Source organism: Kitasatospora sp. NPDC001132, from assembly GCF_053598415.1.
In genome coordinates, this window is the sequence record NZ_JBSFKF010000022.1 from 1 (window position 1) to 17,325 (window position 17,325).

14 protein-coding genes and 2 pseudogenes are annotated in these 17,325 nt (G+C 73.1%); 8 read left to right on the top strand and 8 right to left on the bottom strand.

The annotated features are described in order from the left end of the window. Nucleotides 1-275: 275 nt before the first annotated feature. Nucleotides 276-1,106, top strand: a complete 831-nt coding sequence (locus ACWDBE_RS25695) for a hypothetical protein (protein ID WP_449789976.1) — start codon at nucleotides 276-278, stop codon at nucleotides 1,104-1,106. Nucleotides 1,107-1,252: 146 nt separating this feature from the next. On the opposite strand, the gene ACWDBE_RS25700 is transcribed toward ACWDBE_RS25695, so the two are convergent. From ACWDBE_RS25700 to ACWDBE_RS25710, 3 genes and pseudogenes are all read right to left on the bottom strand, one after another. Next, nucleotides 1,253-1,948 (bottom strand): aspartate/glutamate racemase family protein, encoded by a 696-nt coding sequence (locus tag ACWDBE_RS25700; protein ID WP_449789991.1) that lies wholly within the window; start codon nucleotides 1,946-1,948, stop codon nucleotides 1,253-1,255. A 67-nt stretch (nucleotides 1,949-2,015) separates the two neighbouring features. Then, on the bottom strand, nucleotides 2,016-3,866 hold the full coding sequence (locus ACWDBE_RS25705) for a CocE/NonD family hydrolase (protein ID WP_449809225.1): 1,851 nt from the start codon (nucleotides 3,864-3,866) through the stop codon (nucleotides 2,016-2,018). 168 nt (nucleotides 3,867-4,034) lie between these two features. After that, nucleotides 4,035-4,985, bottom strand: a pseudogene (locus tag ACWDBE_RS25710) (hydrolase); the annotation flags it as partial. A gap of 247 nt (nucleotides 4,986-5,232) precedes the next feature. Here ACWDBE_RS25710 and ACWDBE_RS25715 point away from each other — a divergent pair. Beyond that, nucleotides 5,233-6,357: a HoxN/HupN/NixA family nickel/cobalt transporter gene (locus tag ACWDBE_RS25715; protein ID WP_449809226.1), complete on the top strand. Its 1,125-nt coding sequence runs from the start codon at nucleotides 5,233-5,235 to the stop codon at nucleotides 6,355-6,357. A gap of 111 nt (nucleotides 6,358-6,468) precedes the next feature. Here the strand turns inward: ACWDBE_RS25715 and ACWDBE_RS25720 are convergent, their stop codons facing one another. Continuing rightward, nucleotides 6,469-7,407, bottom strand: coding sequence for an SGNH/GDSL hydrolase family protein (locus tag ACWDBE_RS25720; protein WP_449789973.1), 939 nt, complete (start codon nucleotides 7,405-7,407; stop codon nucleotides 6,469-6,471). Nucleotides 7,408-7,743: 336 nt separating this feature from the next. Here ACWDBE_RS25720 and ACWDBE_RS25725 point away from each other — a divergent pair, with 336 nt between their 5' ends. Beyond that, complete coding sequence (locus tag ACWDBE_RS25725; protein WP_449809227.1) at nucleotides 7,744-9,399, top strand: FAD-binding dehydrogenase; 1,656 nt, start codon at nucleotides 7,744-7,746, stop codon at nucleotides 9,397-9,399. Between the two features lie 128 nt (nucleotides 9,400-9,527). On the opposite strand, the gene ACWDBE_RS25730 is transcribed toward ACWDBE_RS25725, so the two are convergent. Beyond that, nucleotides 9,528-10,517: an AraC family transcriptional regulator gene (locus tag ACWDBE_RS25730; protein WP_449809228.1), complete on the bottom strand. Its 990-nt coding sequence runs from the start codon at nucleotides 10,515-10,517 to the stop codon at nucleotides 9,528-9,530. A gap of 332 nt (nucleotides 10,518-10,849) precedes the next feature. Here ACWDBE_RS25730 and ACWDBE_RS25735 point away from each other — a divergent pair, with 332 nt between their 5' ends. From ACWDBE_RS25735 to ACWDBE_RS25745, 3 genes are all read left to right on the top strand, one after another. Continuing rightward, on the top strand, nucleotides 10,850-11,266 hold the full coding sequence (locus tag ACWDBE_RS25735) for a (2Fe-2S) ferredoxin domain-containing protein (protein WP_402410993.1): 417 nt from the start codon (nucleotides 10,850-10,852) through the stop codon (nucleotides 11,264-11,266). A gap of 150 nt (nucleotides 11,267-11,416) precedes the next feature. After that, nucleotides 11,417-11,671 (top strand): hypothetical protein, encoded by a 255-nt coding sequence (locus tag ACWDBE_RS25740; protein ID WP_359912273.1) that lies wholly within the window; start codon nucleotides 11,417-11,419, stop codon nucleotides 11,669-11,671. Between the two features lie 208 nt (nucleotides 11,672-11,879). Next, on the top strand, nucleotides 11,880-13,547 hold the full coding sequence (locus tag ACWDBE_RS25745; protein WP_449789970.1) for a purple acid phosphatase family protein: 1,668 nt from the start codon (nucleotides 11,880-11,882) through the stop codon (nucleotides 13,545-13,547). 58 nt (nucleotides 13,548-13,605) lie between these two features. Here ACWDBE_RS25745 and ACWDBE_RS25750 read toward each other — a convergent pair whose 3' ends face one another. Both ACWDBE_RS25750 and ACWDBE_RS25755 read right to left on the bottom strand, forming a co-directional pair. Then, nucleotides 13,606-13,938: a YnfA family protein gene (locus ACWDBE_RS25750; protein WP_449789969.1), complete on the bottom strand. Its 333-nt coding sequence runs from the start codon at nucleotides 13,936-13,938 to the stop codon at nucleotides 13,606-13,608. Between the two features lie 19 nt (nucleotides 13,939-13,957). Beyond that, nucleotides 13,958-15,172, bottom strand: coding sequence for a pyridoxal phosphate-dependent aminotransferase (locus ACWDBE_RS25755; protein ID WP_392868994.1), 1,215 nt, complete (start codon nucleotides 15,170-15,172; stop codon nucleotides 13,958-13,960). A 97-nt stretch (nucleotides 15,173-15,269) separates the two neighbouring features. On the opposite strand from ACWDBE_RS25755, the pseudogene ACWDBE_RS25760 reads away from it, so the two are divergent. Further along, nucleotides 15,270-15,623 (top strand): annotated as a pseudogene (locus tag ACWDBE_RS25760) (winged helix-turn-helix transcriptional regulator); the annotation flags it as partial. A 211-nt stretch (nucleotides 15,624-15,834) separates the two neighbouring features. Then, nucleotides 15,835-16,608, top strand: a complete 774-nt coding sequence (locus ACWDBE_RS25765; protein ID WP_449789968.1) for an SGNH/GDSL hydrolase family protein — start codon at nucleotides 15,835-15,837, stop codon at nucleotides 16,606-16,608. Here the strand turns inward: ACWDBE_RS25765 and ACWDBE_RS25770 are convergent. Next, nucleotides 16,605-17,273, bottom strand: coding sequence for a GNAT family N-acetyltransferase (locus ACWDBE_RS25770; protein ID WP_449789967.1), 669 nt, complete (start codon nucleotides 17,271-17,273; stop codon nucleotides 16,605-16,607). The two genes, ACWDBE_RS25765 and ACWDBE_RS25770, sit on opposite strands and share 4 nt — an antisense overlap. Nucleotides 17,274-17,325 lie beyond the last annotated feature (52 nt).

Consider the following 17,325-nt stretch of genomic DNA (forward strand, 5'->3'; position numbering starts at 1 on the left):
CCTGCTCCGGTCGGGGCGGCCGCCTCCCTTGGGGCCCGTTTTCGGGGCTATCTCCGGCCCCAATTCGTTTGGTCGGGGCTGGGGTGGCTCCGCGGGGGGGCCCCCCCCCCCCCCCCGAAGGTGGGGGCGTACGTGGTGTGGGGGTCAGAGCTTCGCGCGAGAACCGTTCGCACTCTTCGTAGTCGATGTGCTACTTTCCGCATCATCAACAGAGCATAGGAGACCCCGGCGGTGCGGGAACACCCCGGGGTCTGGCACCAGGAGAACAGCTCCAGATGCGGATTCATCGTAACGCGCACACGCGCGCGTTCACCGTTCTTCCGAACGGCCTGTTGCAGGACCGTCGGCTCAGCTACACCGCCCGCGGCCTCCTCGCCGACCTGCTCTCCCGCCCCGACGGCTGGAGGGAGGACGGGCGGCAGATGGCGGACAGCAGTCCGCAGGGGCGGGGTGCCGTGCGGCGGGCGCTCAAAGAACTCAAGGACGCCGGGTACTACCGGGTCGACAAGGTCCGGAGGGCCGACGGCACCGTCCGCTCCGAGGCCCACGTCTTCGACACCCCTCAGCCCGCACCGACTGTCCCCCGCCCGGCCTCCGGTGGAGGGAGTTCCGGCGGTGCTGTCACCCCTCCCGTAAATGACCCGGGACAAGAACCCACCCTCCCGGATGAACGGACGCGGGCCGCCGTGGCCACCCTGTTCCGGGTGATCAGGCCCGAGCCCCGCCTGCGCCTCGGCGAGGCCGAGGCACAGGCGCTGGCGCCGCTCGTCGCGCAATGGCTGGAACGGGGGTGCAGCGAGGCCGAGTTGGCCCAGGCCCTGATCCCCGGGCTGCCGCAGCCGATGCACTGCCCGGCGGCGATCCTCCGGGACCGCCTGCAACGCAAGCTGCCGCCGGAACGCCCCGAAGCCCCGCCCAATCCGTATGCTGAGTGCGGCCGTTGCCACGATCCGGTGCCCCGCCCCGGCATCTGCCGCGCCTGCGCGGGCCTCGGCACGAGGGCCGTTGCCGTCGGCACCGGCGCGCCCGCCACCCCCGGCGGCGTCGCCCGGGCCCGGGCGGCCCTGCGTGGCCGACTCCGACAACCCGCCGCCGCGAACTCCTAGCTGGCGAAGCCGCCCTCGGGGCGGAAGATCTCCAGGTTGGTGCCGTCCGGGTCGTTGAAGTGGGCGACCTGGTGCCGAGGGCGGCGTTAGGGGTGACCTCGCCCTTGATGAAGGTGTAGTCGTCGCCGAGGAATCGTCCGGACCCGTCAGAGGCCGGCCAGGGCGGCGTCGACCGCCGCTTCGGCGTGCAGCCGGGTGGTGGGGAAGACGGGCACCGGGCTGTCCTCCGGCCGGACCAGCAGTTCGATCTCGGTGCAGCCGAGGACGATCCCCTCCGCGCCCCCGGCCACCAGGTCCCCGATCACCCGCCGGTACGCTGCCCGGGACTCCTCGCGGACCTGTCCGACGCACAGCTCCTCGTAGATCACCCGGTGGACCAGGGCGCGCGAGTCCGCCTGCGGCACCAGGACGTCCAGGCCGCCCGCCGTCAACCGGCCGCGGTAGAAGTCCTGTTCCATCGTGAAGGCCGTCCCGAGCAGCCCGACCCGCCGCAGGCCCGCCGCCCGGACGGCCGCCGCCGTGGTGTCGGCCAGGTGCAGCAGGGGGACGGAGACCGCCGCCGCGACCTGGTCGGCGACCTTGTGCATGGTGTTGGTGCAGATCAGCAGCAGGTCGGCGCCCGCCGCCTCCAGTGACCGGGCCGCGTCGGCGAGGACCTCGCCGGCCTCCTCCCACCGGCCGGCCGCCTGCAGCCGCTCGATCTGCGCGAAGTCGACGGAGTAGAGCACGAGTCGGGCGGAGTGCAGTCCCCCGAGGCGCTCGCGGGTGAGCCGGTTCAGCAGGCGGTAGTACTCGGCGGTGGACTCCCAGCTCATGCCGCCGATCAGGCCGACGGTCCTCATGGTCTTCATGGGGGCCATTTATAAGCCAATGTCGAAATATAAGGCAAGCGCATAAGGAAATCTTTGATCAGCTCTCCCGGGCCACCCGGTGCTGCCACTCCCGGGTGAACACCACCGAGCCCGCCTCCAGTGCCCGCAGTTGCACGATGCTGATGAAGTGGTCGGCGTCGCAGCGCAGTTGGGTGCGGGTCTGGACGGTGACGTCCCAGCCGATGTCGGGCCGCTCCAGCCGGACGGTGTGGTCGGTGCGGGCCTGGGCGCTGAGCGGGGCGCCGGTGAGCACGCGGTAGGCGGTGACGGTGTGCTCGTCGCGGACCAGGCCGTCGGGGTGGGTGCGGGTGCCGTCGCCGGCGGGGGAGAGCTCGGTGCGCCACTCGTGGCGGCCGATGTCGTGCACGGTGACGTGTTCGGGCCGGGCGGTGAGCGGCTCGGTGAGGTGGACGTCGAGGGGTTCGGGCAGCTCCGGGGGCTCGAAGGTGACGGGCGGGGCGCCGACGTCGGCGGCGAGGTGGCGCACCGGCAGGCTCAGGGTGGAGCGGGACGGGTCGACGCCGTACCCGGTGTCGTCGGCCGGGGGCCACACCCAGGGCCAGTAGACCGAGGAGAGGGCGAGGCGCAGCCGGTGCCCGGCGGGGAAGGTCCAGGCGCAGGCCGCGAGTTCGACCTCGGCGTCCGGCCCCTCGGCGGCCAGGACGCCCCGGGTGACCAGCTCGGAGGTGCCGTCCGGGTCGACCGCGCACAGCCGCACCGCGACCTGGGCGGGCACGCCGTCCTCGCGCAGCCGCAGCCGTACGGTGGGGGCGCCGAGCAGCTCGACCGGCTCGGGCAGCGGCTGGGAGTCGAAGCAGACCGAGCGGCCGTCCTCCTCGCGCTGGTCCGGCGGCCGGTCGGCGGGGCGGCCGTGCGGGACGTAGGCGCCGGCGTTGAGGCCGGTGTGCTGCGGGGAGCGGACCCGCACGTACCGGTCGTCGGAGGCGGTGCCGGCGGTGCGCAGCGGCCCGTCCAGGCCGTAGTGGATCTCGCGGACGTCGGGGGAGGGCCAGGCCTCGTCACCGGTCCAGCGGGTGCCGAGCCAGCTGCGCAGGGCGGGTTCCTTGAGGGCGCCGGTGTCGATGCCGCGCAGCCAGTGATCCCACCAGCGCAGGGTGTCGGGCAGGGCGGGCTCGGGCAGGCCGTGCGGCCAGGGGCCGATCAGGGCGCGGGCGGTGGGTGACTCGGCGAGCAGCCGCAGCACGAAGGAGCAGGACGGGTCGCCCCAGCCGGTCACCGCGAGGGCGGGGACGGACACCGGGACGGTGGACTCGCCGGCCGCGAGCCACTCCTCGACGGGCGGCCGCAGCGACTCCAGCCTGGCGAGCCAGGCGGCCCGCCAGGCGTCGCCGACGTGCCGCGGGTCCGGCGGCAGGGCGGCGTCGGCGATCAGCGCGGTGAGCCGGTTGTGGAGGTCGGCGGCGAGTACGGCTCCGCCGAGCCGGTGGCCGCCCTCGGGGCAGGCGGTGACGACGGCGCCGACGGTCTCGGGGGCCCGGGCGGCGAGGCGCAGGGCGGTGGTGCCGGCCGTGCCGACGCCGAGCAGGCCGAGCCGGCCGTTGCACCAGGGGCGGCGGGCGAGCCAGGTGACCACGGCGGTGCCGTCGGTCAGATCCTGCGCGCCGCCGGGCTCGCCGGGGATGCCCTCGGAGTTGCCGTGCCCGCGGGTGTCGACCCGGACGGCGGCGTAGCCGTGGCCCGCGTACCACGGGTGGCGGCGGGAGTCCTCGGCGGCGGTCCGGTCGCTGAGGCGGCCGCCGGAGTACTCCAGCAGCGCGGGGCCGGGTTCGCCGCCGACCGGCCGCCACAGCCGGGCGGCCAGTCGTGTGCCGTCGGGCAGTGGGATGCGCAGGTCCTCGCGGGTGGTGTGGAAGGGGTAGGACGGCATGGCCGCTCCCATCGGTCCCGGGCGTCGGCGTCGCGACGGTTCGGTACTTCGACAGTAGGGGAGGGCGCGGTTCTTGGCCTGATGAGAGCGGTTCTCGGCCTGATGAGGGGGCCCGGCCGAGGGGGCGCCGCCGGAGACGGGGCGCCCCCTCGGGTGCGCGGCCGGTCAGGCCTTGCTCAGCCAGGCGGTGGCGTTGAGGGCGAGGGCGGCGTCGGTGCCCGCCGGGTCGTCCCAGCCGTTGTACAGGGTGTTGCCGGACTGGCCGGTGCCGTCGTCGATCGGGGAGCTGTCGCCCCAGATCGCGACCCGGCCGGAGCCGAAGGTGCTGGTGACGAAGAAGGCGCCGGTGTTCCCGCTGTAGCCGGTCCGGTAGACCAGGCCCTTGACGTTCGGGTTGTCGGCGGGCTTGAGGGTGAAGGTGGTGCCGTTGCGCAGGATCGAGCCGGTGACGGTGCCGAAGGAGCCGTGCAGCACCGGGTCGGTCGCGTCGTTGACCGCGCGCGGGTTGTCGGTGGTGATGTTGAGCAGGTCGACGGAGAAGCCGAAGGGGTCGTTGTTGTTCACCCCGTTGCTGGTCAGCAGGTCGTTGATGATCTTCGGGGAGTCCCAGCCGTCGTTGTTGCGGTCGCTGTTGACGTGGTCGGAGATCAGGAAGAGCCCGCCGCCGTTCTGGACGAACTTCATGATCGCGGTCTTCTCGCTCGCGCTGAACCGGATGTTGGGCTCCGGGATCACGAAGGTGTCGAAGTTGGCGAGGTCGAGCGCGGCGCCGGTGCCGTAGCTGATGGTGGAGCCGGCCGGGAGGGTCTTCAGGCTGTACTGGCCGGTCTTCTGCAGGGCGACGCCCCAGGCGGACAGGGCGCCGGTCCAGCTCTTCTCGGTGGTGGGGTTGGCGTTCTGGGCGAGCGGGTCGGGCTGGCTGGTGCTGATGATCCAGTCGGCGTTGCCCGCGGTCTCGGCCTTGCTGTTGTCGAACAGCACCCGGTGCGGGGTCGCGCTGACCGCGGCGGCCTTGGCGGCGGTGGTGGCGGGCGCGGCGGTGGCGGCGGGGGTGGTGAGACCGGCCGCGAGCAGCGCCGCTCCGACGAGGGCGGCGGCGGTTCGAATACGGATCGTCATGAGCCGTTCCTCCGTGGGGAGTTGAGGGGGCAGCGCTCAGTTTTCGCGCGTAGAACGGGAGTATCCGCGCGTAGAGCGCCCGGTGAAAGTCCCCGGAGGTTAAGAAGCCCTGTACGAGTCGTGACGATCTTCGGGAGGGGGGTGGAGGCGAAGGGAGACGAATCCGTAATTGCGCATGACTTGCAACTGCGCGCACCGAGGCGGAAAGATGGCCCAGCTTCGACCGCCCGACCGAAAGGACACGACGATGACCGCCCCCCGATGGCGCGACCGACTCACCCGTGAGGAGTGGATCCGCCTGGCCGGAATGGGCGGCTTCATCCTCGCGCTGCACGTCATCGGCTGGTTCACGCTGCTCGCCCTGGTGGAGCCCGAGCACTACGACGTCGGCGGCCAGGTGTTCGGCGCGGGCATGGGCCTGACCGCCTACACCCTCGGCATGCGGCACGCCTTCGACGCGGACCACATCGCCGCCATCGACAACACCACCCGCAAGCTGATGGGCCAGGGCAAGCGTCCGCTGTCGGTCGGCTTCTGGTTCTCGCTCGGGCACTCCTCGATCGTCTTCGGCCTCTGCACGCTGCTGGCCTTCGGCATCCGCTCGCTGGCCGGCCAGCTGGAGTCCGACGACTCGACGCTGCACGAGATGACCGGCCTGATCGGCGTCACCGTCTCCGGCACCTTCCTGCTGCTGCTCGGCCTGATCAACCTGGGCGCCTTCAACGGCATCCTCAAGGTCTTCCGCCGGATGCGCCACGGTGACTACGACGAGGCGGAGCTGGAGCGCCAGTTGGAGCGGCGCGGGCTGATGAACCGCATCCTCGGCCGGGTCACCAGGGCCGTCACCAAGCCCTGGCACATGTACCCGGTGGGCCTGCTGTTCGGCCTGGGCTTCGACACCGCCACCGAGGTGTCCCTGCTGGTGCTGGCGGGCGGCGCGGCGGCCTTCTCGCTGCCCTGGTACGCGCTGCTCACCCTGCCGATCCTGTTCGCGGCCGGGATGAGCCTGCTGGACACCATCGACGGCTCGTTCATGAACTTCGCGTACGAGTGGGCCTTCTCCAAGCCGGTCCGCAAGATCTACTACAACCTGACCGTCACCGGGCTGTCGGTGCTGGTCGCGCTGGTGATCGGATCGATCGAGCTGATCGGTCTGCTCGGCGAGAAGCTGGACATCACCAGCGGCCCGGTCGCCTGGATCGGCGGGCTCGACCTCAACTTCGTCGGCTACGCGATCGTCGGGCTGTTCGTGCTCACCTGGGCCGCGGCGATCGCCTACTGGAAGTTCGGCAACGTCGAGGAGAAGTGGTCGGCCGGGCTGGCCGCCGGTGCCTCCGCCACCACCACCGCCACCGCCGCGAAGTCCGAGTAGCGCGCGTACCGAACCGAGGGGCCGGTGACCGGGGTCTGGTCACCGGCCCCTCGGGGCTTTCCGGGCCCGGTCCGCCAGGGCTTTCCGGGGCCGGGCCGGCGGGCGGCGGCGTTACTTCAGCGCCGCGAGCACCGCCTGCGCCATCACCCGCTCGCCGGTCGCGTTCGGGTGGAACGGCACGGCGGGCGAGCCGGGCAGCGCGCCCTCGATCCAGCGGTCGTCCGAGCAGACGTCGTGCCCGAGGGTCGGCGTGGCGGTGTCCACGTAGGTCGCGCCGTTGGCGGCCGCGGTGGACTTCAGGGCGGCGTTCAGCTTGTCCAGCACGCCGTGCATGTACTCGACGTCGCCCGGGGTCACCGGCTGGCGCAGGACGCACTTCGAGCCGTCGGCGGGCAGCACGGACGGGTAGCCGACCAGCAGCACCCTGGCGCCCGGCGCCTTGGCGTGGATCCGCCGGAGGGTGTCGGCCAGCTGCGGGGCGATGGTGGTGCGGATCCGCTCGGCCAGGTCGTCGGTGCCGTACTGCCAGGACATGCTGCTCCAGTCCCAGTAGCCGTGGTGGTAGACGTCCTTGCAGGGCGTGCCGAGCGGGTTGACGACGGCGCCGGCGATGCAGGTGGCGACCAGTTCGCCGAGGCCGAGGTCGCTGGCCGCGAGGTCGTTGCCGCCGATCCCGAGGGTGACCAGGTCGGTGTCGGCGGTCACCGAGTCCAGCTGGGGGTCGTTGACCCGGATGAAGGCGTCGTACTGGGGCTGGGTCATCGCCTTGATCTTGGCGGCGGAGCAGGTGGCGTCGGTGTACGCGTCGGCCTTGAGGGCGGCGGCGACCAGGTGGCCGTAGTTGCGGTCGGAGCGCAGGCACAGGCCGGCCGACTGGCCCGGCACGCCGGCGCCCGCGGCGTAGGAGTCGCCGAGCGCCACGTAGTGCTTGGGCGCCGGGGTGGCGGCCTGGGCGGCGGTGGAGGTGAGCGCGAGCGCGGCGCCGAGGGCGACGGCGGCGAGTGCGGTGGAATTCCGGAGGTGCCGGAATTTCCGGGCAGGGCGGAGCACGGTTCCTCCTGGGGGGAGAGAAACGACGGGTGGGGGTCGTGCCGAGCCGGGCCGCAGCTACTCGCAGGTAAGTTACTGCCAGGTTTCCCGGGCGTCCATGGTTTGCGCGGAAATTGCCGATATCCCGTCAGGCGGCCTCGGACGGCATTTCGCAATTCGCCCGACCGCGCGCCGCGCGGCTGTTGACGGCAATTCCGAAACGCCCCGGAGCGGAATTCGGCCCGACGGTTGTCACCCGCCGGTTGACCGGACCTCGCCGCAGACCGCAGTATCGGGCGCACAGCGACGGCGTGTCCCGGGCGCGCCGCCACCGCGAGCCGCGACGGAGGACTGCGCATGGCCCTGGACGCCGACGTCATCGTCATCGGGGCGGGCCTCGCGGGCCTCGCCGCCACCGCCGAACTCGCCGACGCGGGACGGAAGGTGATCCTGCTCGACCAGGAACCCGCGGCCTCCTTCGGCGGCCAGGCGCACTGGTCCTTCGGCGGCCTCTTCCTGGTCGACTCGCCCGAGCAGCGCCGGATGCGGATACGCGACTCGCACGCCCTCGCCTGGCAGGACTGGCTCGGCACGGCCGGCTTCGACCGGCCCGAGGACGCCTGGCCGCGCCGCTGGGCCGAGGCGTACGTGGACTTCGCGGCGGGCGAGAAGCGCTCCTGGCTGCACGGAATGGGCGTGCGGTTCTTCCCGGTGGTCGGCTGGGCCGAGCGCGGCGGTTTCCTCGCCGACGGGCCCGGCAACTCGGTGCCGCGCTTCCACATCACCTGGGGCACCGGGCCCGGGCTGCTGGCGCCCTTCGTCCGCAGGGTCCGGGCGGCCGCCGCGCGCGGCCTGGTGGACCTGCGCTTCCGGCACCGGGTCACCGGGCTGTCCGCCACCGCGGGCGCCGTCGACACCGTCACCGGCGAGGTGCTGGTGCCGAGCCCGGCGGGCCGGGGCGAGGCCAGCTCGCGCGAGGTCGCCGGGAGCTTCGAACTGCGCGCCCAGGCCGTGGTCGTCACCTCCGGCGGCATCGGCGGCAACCACGACCTGGTCCGCAAGGCCTGGCCGGCCCGGCTCGGCACCCCGCCCGCCAGGCTGCTCTCCGGCGTGCCCGCGCACGTGGACGGACTGATGCTGGAGGTCGCCGGCCGGGCCGGGGCCAGCCTGATCAACGGCGACCGGATGTGGCACTACACCGAGGGCATCGAGAACTGGGACCCGATCTGGGCCCGGCACGGCATCCGCATCCTGCCCGGCCCCTCCTCGCTCTGGCTGGACGCGCGCGGCGAGCGGCTGCCCGTCCCGCTGTTCCCCGGTTTCGACACCCTCGGGACGCTCGAACACATCATGTCCACCGGGTACGAGTACACCTGGTTCGTGCTCAACCAGCGCATCGTCGAGAAGGAGTTCACCCTCTCCGGCTCCGAGCAGAACCCCGACCTGACCGGGAAGTCGGTGCGCGGCGTGCTCGGGCGGGCGCTGCCAGGTGCCCCCGGGCCGGTCCGGGGCCACCTGCGGCACGGGCCGGACTTCGTGGTCGCCGGGAACCTCGCCGACCTCGCCCGGGGCATGAACGCCAGGGCCGGCGAGCCGCTGATCGACCCGGACGGGCTGCGCCGCACCGTCGAGGACCGCGACCGGCAGGTGGTCAACCCCTTCGCCAAGGACCTCCAGGTCACCGCGATCCACGGCGCCCGCCGCCACCTCGGCGACCGGCTCATCCGCACCGCCGCCCCGCACCGCATCCTCGACCCGGCCGCCGCCCCGCTGATCGCCGTCCGGCTGAACATCCTGACCCGCAAGTCGCTGGGCGGACTGGAGACCGACCTGTCCTCCCGGGTGCTGCGGCCGGACGGCGAGGTGCTGCCCGGGGTGTACGCGGCCGGCGAGGCCGCCGGGTTCGGCGGCGGGGGCGTGCACGGGTACCGCTCGCTGGAGGGGACCTTCCTGGGCGGCTGCCTGTTCTCGGGCCGTACGGCGGGACGGGCGGCGGCGCGGGCGGTCGGGTAGCGGGGCGCGAGGAGCGCGGGAGCGCCGGGGTGCGGAAGCGCGGCGCGGGGCGGCCGGGGAGGGGTGAGCGGGCCCCGCGACGCGGTGCGCCCCCCCGGTCGGGGGCGCACCGGCTGCCGGGCCATCGGTCAGGCGTTGCGGCCGAGGGTCTGCGAGGGCGAGTGCCCGTACACGCGGCGGTAGTCCGCGCTGAACCGCCCGAGGTGGGTGAAGCCCCAGCGACAGGCCACCTCGGTCACCGTGCCGGTGGCCCGGCCGTCGGCGATGGCGAGCAGGTCGTGGTGGGCGCGGTCGAGCCGTACGCGCCGCAGGTAGGCCAGCGGCGTGGTGTCCAGGTGGCGCCGGAACCCCTCCCGCAGGGTGCGCAGGCTGACCCGGGCGGCCTGGGCGATGTCGGCCACGGACAGCGCCTCGTCGGCGTGTTCGGCGCAGTAGTCGGTGGCCCGGCGCAGGGCGCTCGGCAGCAGCGCGCGGCCGCGGTCGGCCGTCTCCCGGCCCAGTGAGTGGGGTTGGGCGTCCAGCAGGCCCTCGACCAGCAACTTCTCGAAGTGCTGCAGGCTCAGGCGGGACTGGCGGCCCAGCGCCGAGACGGCGAACTCGCGGAAGGCCCCGGCCAGTTCGAGCCAGCACCGGACGGCAGGGTCGGCCGGGTCGAGGACCGGCGCGAAACGCAGCCGCTCCTGCGGCAGGTCGCCCAGTCGGACGGCGAGCGCCTGCTCCACCGTCTGCCGGGACATCGCCAGGGCCCCGTTCAGGGCCGCGGCGTCCCACTCCATGGTGACCCGGTCGCCCGGCCCGGCCACGGACAGCACGGACGCCAGCTCGGTGCCGTTGGCGACGACCCGGCCGCCCCCGGCGTACGGCAGGATGACGTTGTAGAAGTCCGGCAGCTCTCCGGTCCGCAGGCACACCGGTGCCCCGTACCCGAGGTCGTAGAGCGCCACCGGGCCCTCGTGGAAGGACCGGAACCGGCCCGGGAGCCGCTGTTCGCCCAGCACCGTCAGCCGGTGCGGGGCCAGGCGCTCGCCCACCACGTGGCGGAGCTCCTCGATGCTGTTCCCCTCGTACAGCGAGACCGGACCGGTCGTGGCTCTGGGCGGTGCTGTTTCGGTGACCACGGATTCCCCCTGGGCCGTGAGATCGACGCCGTGGGACCGCAACCCGATCGGACCCCCCGATCCGCCGCCCCCGGCCTGAACCCCCCGATCTACACCCCGGGAGCGACATTCCGGCGGCGACACTCCGGGAACGGCGTCCCGGTGGCCGACATCTACCGGTCCGTACCTCCAGGGCCCGTCTCCTGGGTCCTTGCCGGGTCCGCGCAGGTCCGGGGGAAAGGCCCCCGGCCGGCGTCCGGCGGGACCCGCGGCCGGGGCGCCGGAGGGGTGACGGGTACAGTGCGGAGGCCGGTGCGCAGCGCGCCGCCGACCAGGAGGGGTCAGGAGAACCGATGAGCCGCCGAGACCGCGACGGTGCCCGGGACCGCAAGCGGGGCGCCGGCGCCCCGGTGACCGTCACGGTCTGCCGGGGCTGCTGCTGCGGCACCGAGGCGAAGCACCCCGGGGTGGACCACGCGGGCCAGTACGAGCGGCTGCGGACGGCGGTGGGCTCGGCGGGCCGGGTCCGGGCGGTCACCTGCCTGGACGTGTGCACCCAGTCCAACGTGGTGGTGGTCGGCCCCTCCGCCGAGGGCCGGGCGGCGGGCGGCCGGCCGGTCTGGCTGGGCTTCGTGCTGATGGACGAGATGATCGACGACATCGCCGCCTGGGTGCGCGCGGGCGGTCCGGGCCTGGCCGATCCGCCGGGGCTGCTCGACCTCCAGCTGATCTCGGTCTCCCGGCGGGTGCGCGAGGGCCTGCCCGAGTGAGACGGCGCCCCGGCACTACGGGCTGATCGTCAGATCGTATCCACCGGGGGCGGAGCAGGGCCTGTCCCCGGGTCATCACCACTACCATGACCGGTGGCGTCGGACCGTCCCGGACGGCGCCGAGCCGTCTGCGCGCGAGGGAGGAAGCCGATGACGACGGTCTGCCGCATCTGCGCGGGCACCGGCCGGACCGCCGGGCTCAGCTGCCGGACCTGCCAGGGCACCGGCACCACCGAGGTGGGCGGCGGGGGCGGCAACTGCTTCCTCTGCGACGGCACCGGGGTGTACGTGCGCTACCGGGTGGACGCGACCGGCGCCAAGCACGCGTACCGGGACGAGATCTGCCGCACCTGCGACGGCACCGGCAACCGGGCCGCCACCCAGTGGGACGAGCCCTCCGGCTGACCCCCGGCCGCACTCGCGGGCGGCCCCGCCGTCACCCGACGGACCCCCAAGTCGAGGGGCGGAACGGGCCATGATGCGGCGTCGGAACGGTACGGACACGTCCTTTACCGAATCATGGTCGAACATTGACGTTCGAATGGGGGGTACGCTGCGACCCGTTCACCCGGCGTCCGTGCGTGATCAACGCGCCGCTGGAAGAGTCCCGCGCATGGATATCCCCAACATGGGCGTGCCGGCCAAGCTTGCCGACCGCATGAGCATGGCCGAGCAGCACGAGTACCTGCGGGCCCGCTTCTCCCGCCGCCGGATGCTGCGCGCCGGTGCCGTGACCGTGGGTGCCGTCGCCGTCGGCGGCGCGCTGGGCGGCGGGACGGCCTTCGCCGCCCCGGCCGGCCCGCAGCTGCTGACCGGTGGCACGACCGACGGCATCGACGGGTCGCTGGTCGCGCCGATCGGCCGTCACCTCCAGTTCGGCCCGGAGCCGGACACCCAGTTCCGCATCTCCTGGCAGGTGCCGGCCCCGGTCAAGAAGCCGTTCCTGCGCTTCGGCAAGACCCCGTGGGAGCTGAGCCACAAGGTCCAGGCCGAGGTCCGCGCCCTGCACACCCCGGCGCTGACCCCCACCAGCCAGCCGGTGGACCAGTACTACCTGCACGTGGCGCTGGAGGACCTGCGCCCCGACACCACCTACTACTACGGTGTCGGCCACGAGGGCTTCGACCCGGCCTCGCAGCAGCGGATCTCCACCCTGCACACCTTCCGCACCGCGCCCTCCCGCGACCACCGCTGGGGCAAGGTGTACGAGCCGTTCACCTTCACCGCCTTCGGCGACCAGGGCGTCAGCTCGCACGCGGCCGGCAACGACCACATCATCAAGGCCCAGAACCCGGCCTTCCACCTGCACGCCGGCGACATCTGCTACGCCGACCCGGCCGGTTCCGGCACCGACCCGGACAAGTCCGTCTTCAACGCCAAGACCTGGGACGACTTCCTGGTGCAGACCGAGACGGTCGCCGCCGAGATCCCGTGGATGGTCGCGTACGGCAACCACGACATCGAGGCCTGGTACTCGCCGAACGGCTACGGCGGCGAGAACGCCCGCTTCTTCCTGCCGAACAACGGCCCGGACCCGCGCGCCGTCCCCGGTGTCTACACCTTCCGCTACAAGAACGTCGGCGTCGTCTCGCTGGACGCCAACGACGTCTCCTACGAGATCCCGGCCAACCTGGGCATCTCGGCGAACAAGCAGACCAAGTGGCTGGAGCGCACCCTCAAGGACCTGCGCAACGACGAGACCATCGACTTCGTCGTGGTCTTCTTCCACCACTGCGCCTTCTCCACCACCGTCGCGCACGCCTCCGACGGCGGTGTCCGCGAGGCCTGGGTGCCGCTGTTCGAGAAGTACCGGGTGGACCTGGTCATCAACGGCCACAACCACATCTACGAGCGCACCGACGCGATCCTCGGCAACAAGGTCTCGAAGCAGGTGCCGAGCGGCGCCACCATCGAGCCGGCCAAGGACGGCGTGGTCTACGTCACCGCGGGTGCGGCCGGCCGCAGCCTGTACAAGTTCGACGTGCCGGACACCTACGAGGGGCACGAGAACCACCAGGACGAGGTCAAGACCTACTACTGGAGCAAGGGCAGGGTGAAGACCCCCGAGGCCATCCAGTGGTCGCGGGTGCGCTACACCGGCTACTCCTTCATCAGGGTCGACGTCACCCCGAAGCACCTGGGCCAGAAGTCGGTCATGAAGGTCACCGCGCTCGCCGAGGACGGCACGCAGATCGACAACTACACGATCCTGCGCGAGGTCGGCGAGGGCTGGGACTCGAACCGGGACGACGACGGCCAGGGCGGCGGCTGGGGCTGGTAGTCCCGTCGGGCCCTGGGGAGCCCCGGCGCCGGAGGTCCGGCGCCGGGGCCCGTGCACGTCAGCGCCGGGGCCCGTACATGATCACGCCGACCCCGGCCAGGCAGATCAGCGCGCCCAGCACGTCGTAGCGGGTCGGCCGGAAGCCGTCCACCGCCATGCCCCACAGCAGCGAGCCGGCCACGAACACCCCGCCGTAGGCGGCCAGCACCCGGCCGAAGTGGCTGTCCGGCTGCAGCGCGGCGACGAAGCCGTACGCGCCGAGCACCACCACGCCGACGCCGGCCAGCCACCACGGCCGCGACTCGCGCACGCTCTGCCAGACCAGCCAGCAGCCGCCGATCTCGGCGAGGGCGGCGAGGGCGAACAGGGCGACGGAGCGCAGGACGGTCATGGCCGCCCAGGGTACGTGGTCAGCTCTGGCGGTAGGTGGCCAGGAAGCGGCCGATCCGGTTGATGGCCGTCTCCAGGTCGTCGGCCCGGGGCAGGGTGACGAAGCGGAAGTGGTCCGGGCGGGGCCAGTTGAAGCCGGTGCCCTGGACGACGTGGATCTTCTCGCGCAGCAGCAGGTCCAGCACGAACCGCTCGTCGTCGACGATCCGGTGCACGGCCGGGTCCAGTCGGGCGAAGGCGTACAGCGCGCCCTTGGGCTTGACGCAGCTGACGCCGGGGATCTCGTTGAGCGCCTTGACCGCGATGTCGCGCTGCTCGGTGAGCCGGCCGCCGGGCAGCACCAGGTCGTTGATGGACTGGTGGCCGCCGAGCGCGGCCTGCACGGCGTACTGGGCGGGCACGTTGGGGCACAGTCGCATGCCGGAGAGCATGGTCAGGCCCTCCAGGTAGTCGGTGGCGTGCTGCTTGGGGCCGGAGACCACCAGCCAGCCGCTGCGGAAGCCGGCCACCCGGTAGGCCTTGGAGAGGCCGTTGAAGGTGAGCGTCAGCACGTCGTCGGCCAGCGCGGCCAGGCAGTGGTGCTCGGCGCCGTCGTAGAGGATCTTGTCGTAGATCTCGTCGGCCAGCACCATCAGGTGGTGGCGGCGGGCCAGGTCGAGGATGCCCTCCAGCAGTTCCTTCGGGTAGACCGCGCCGGTGGGGTTGTTGGGGTTGATGACGACGATCGCCCTGGTGCGGGCGGTGATCTTGGCGGCGATGTCGTCCAGGTCCGGGTACCACTCGGCCTCTTCGTCGCACAGGTAGTGCACGGCCTTGCCGCCGGCCAGCCGGACCGCGGCCGTCCAGAGCGGGTAGTCGGGCATCGGCACGAGCACCTCGTCGCCGTCGTCCACCAGCGCGGTGACGGCCATCTGGATCAGCTCGGAGACGCCGTTGCCGAGGTAGACGTCGTTGACGGTGACGCCCTGCACACCGCGCTGCTGGTAGTACTGCACCACCGCGCGACGGGCCGGCAGGATGCCGCGCGAGTCGCTGTAGCCGTGCGCCGCGGGCAGGTTGCGGATGATGTCCTGGATGATCTCCTCGGGCGCCTCGAAGCCGAACGGGGCGGGGTTGCCGGTGTTCAGCCGCAGCACGCTGTGCCCGGCCTCCTCCAGGGCGTTGGCCTGGTCGACCACCGGGCCCCGGATCTCGTAGCACACGTCATTCAGCTTGCTGGACTGCCGAAACTCCATCTGCGGCCTCCCGACCGTCACCACCGCTCCGTTGCTTCAGCTTTGTTCTACCAAGTGTGTACTTGGAAAGTCCAACCTCTTGGCTATGCTGATCCGCATGTCACGCCGAAGCTACGACCAGTACTGCGCCGTCGCCCGCGCCCTGGACGCGGTGGGGGAGCGCTGGAGCCTCCTGATCGTCCGTGAGCTCCTCGGCGGCCCGCGCCGCTACACCGACCTGCACGCCGACCTGCCCGGCGTCTCCACCGACATCCTGGCCGCCCGGCTCAAGCAGCTGGAGGGCGACGGGCTGGTCCTCCGCCGCCGGCTGGAACGGCCCGCCAACGCGATGGTCTACGAGCTGACCGGGCGCGGCCGCGAACTGCGGCCGGTCGTCGAGGCCCTGGGGGAGTGGGGCCTGGCCGCCCTCGGGGAGCAGCGGCCCACCGACGCCGTCCGGGAGCACTGGTTCACGCCCCGGAAGCCGGAGGAGGAGGCGGCGGTCGCGGCCGGCTGACGGCCGCGCGCCCGGGTGCCGCGGTGGGCGGTGCGGCCCGCCGCGATGGGCGGCGGGTCCCGCCGCGGTGGACGGTGGGGCCCGCTGCGGCCGAGGGCGGGCACGCACGTACGATCGTCGGATCGTCGAACCGCCTTGGTCGGCCCAGGAGAGCGGAGGCCAGCCCGTGCCCACCCCCTACCGCAGCTACGTCGCCGTCGGAGACTCCTTCACCGAGGGCATGTGCGACGACCTGTTGCCGAACGGCCACTACCAGGGCTGGGCCGACCGGGTCGCCGCGGCACTGGCCGCCGAGAACGGCACCGGCTTCCGGTACGCCAACCTCGCCGTCCGCGGCAAGCTCATCGGCCAGATCCACGACGAGCAGCTCGCCCCCGCCGCCGCGATGGGCGCCGAGCTGGTCACCCTGGCCGGCGGCCTCAACGACGTGCTGCGCCCCGGCTGCGACATCGCCGCCGTCGAGCGGCAGCTCGGCCGCTGCGCCGCCGAGCTGCGTGCCACCGGTGCCACCGTCGTGCTGTTCACCAGCACCGACCCCACCCGCCGCCTGGCCGGCAGCGCCCGGCTGTTGCCCGCCATCCTGCGGCTGAAGGCCTTCGTCCAGGAGCTGGGCCGGCAGGACGGCTTCGCGGTGGTCGACCTGTTCTCCGCGCCCTGCTTCGACGACCGCCGGCTGTGGGCCGAGGACCGCCTGCACCTGTCGCCGGAGGGCCACCGCCGGGTCGCCGAGGGCGTGCTGGAGGCGCTCGGCCGCCCCGCCGCCTTCGACTGGCGCGCCCCGCTGCCCGCCGCCGCCCCGGCCGGCCGCGCCGAGCGACTGCGCGAGGACGCCCGCTGGCTGGGCACCCACGTCGGCCCGTGGATCGGCCGCCGCCTCACCGGCCGCTCCTCCGGCGACGGCCGCCCGGCGAAGCGGCCGGAGCTGCTGCCGTACGGCTAGGGCCTCCGCCGGGCCCCCGGGGGCGTCGGGTCCAGGACCAGGCTCGCCATTGGGGCGTGTGTGGTCCAGCCGAGCGCCGTGTAGAGCGCCTGTCCCTCCGGGGTGCCGACAAGCACGCCGGTGCGCGCGCCCCGCTCGTACGCGGCGCACTGGAGCGTCCGCATCACGACGGCGCCCAGGCCCCGGCGGCGGTGCTCGGGCGCGGTGGTGATCCGGTCCGGTACGGCCACCGGCCCGGCCAGGCCCGCCTGGCCGCGGGCGGCGAGGTGCCCGTCCTCGGTGCGCACCAGCACCCGCAGGACCCCGCCCCGCTCCCAGGTGGTCACGGTGTACCCGGCCGGGCCCCCGGGCCGCTCGGCGGCGAGCGGGACGCTCATCAGGAAGCCCGGTACGTCCATGCGCCACCGCTCGTCCAGCCAGGGGCGCACGGTGTCGTCCTCGGCGAACAGCTTCAGCCAGGTGGTCGGCGCGGTGACGGTCCCGGCGAGCTCGCGGACCTCGGCCTCGGTCGGCTCCGGCAGCACGTGCCGGCCCACCTCGCCGACCGGCGCGCCGACGTCGATGCTCCAGCCCCAGGGCCGGTCCACCGGCTCGGCGGAGCCGCGCGAGACGGCCCAGCCGGAGATCCACATCCGGACCAGCTCCCTGACGTCCGGGTCCCGCATGCCGCCCACCCCCGTGTGCAATGGTCTCGCGTGTAATGGTCTCTAGTGCGCC

Coding starts and splice junctions, on each gene's coding strand:
- ACWDBE_RS25715 (WP_449809226.1), top strand. CDS start 5,233: ATGACCGCCCCCCGATGGCGCGACCGACTCACCCGTGAGGAGTGGATC.
- ACWDBE_RS25695 (WP_449789976.1), top strand. CDS start 276: ATGCGGATTCATCGTAACGCGCACACGCGCGCGTTCACCGTTCTTCCG.
- ACWDBE_RS25745 (WP_449789970.1), top strand. CDS start 11,880: ATGGATATCCCCAACATGGGCGTGCCGGCCAAGCTTGCCGACCGCATG.
- ACWDBE_RS25705 (WP_449809225.1), bottom strand. CDS start 3,866: ATGCCGTCCTACCCCTTCCACACCACCCGCGAGGACCTGCGCATCCCA.
- ACWDBE_RS25750 (WP_449789969.1), bottom strand. CDS start 13,938: ATGACCGTCCTGCGCTCCGTCGCCCTGTTCGCCCTCGCCGCCCTCGCC.
- ACWDBE_RS25735 (WP_402410993.1), top strand. CDS start 10,850: ATGAGCCGCCGAGACCGCGACGGTGCCCGGGACCGCAAGCGGGGCGCC.
- ACWDBE_RS25755 (WP_392868994.1), bottom strand. CDS start 15,172: ATGGAGTTTCGGCAGTCCAGCAAGCTGAATGACGTGTGCTACGAGATC.
- ACWDBE_RS25740 (WP_359912273.1), top strand. CDS start 11,417: ATGACGACGGTCTGCCGCATCTGCGCGGGCACCGGCCGGACCGCCGGG.
- ACWDBE_RS25700 (WP_449789991.1), bottom strand. CDS start 1,948: ATGAGGACCGTCGGCCTGATCGGCGGCATGAGCTGGGAGTCCACCGCC.
- ACWDBE_RS25725 (WP_449809227.1), top strand. CDS start 7,744: ATGGCCCTGGACGCCGACGTCATCGTCATCGGGGCGGGCCTCGCGGGC.
- ACWDBE_RS25770 (WP_449789967.1), bottom strand. CDS start 17,273: ATGCGGGACCCGGACGTCAGGGAGCTGGTCCGGATGTGGATCTCCGGC.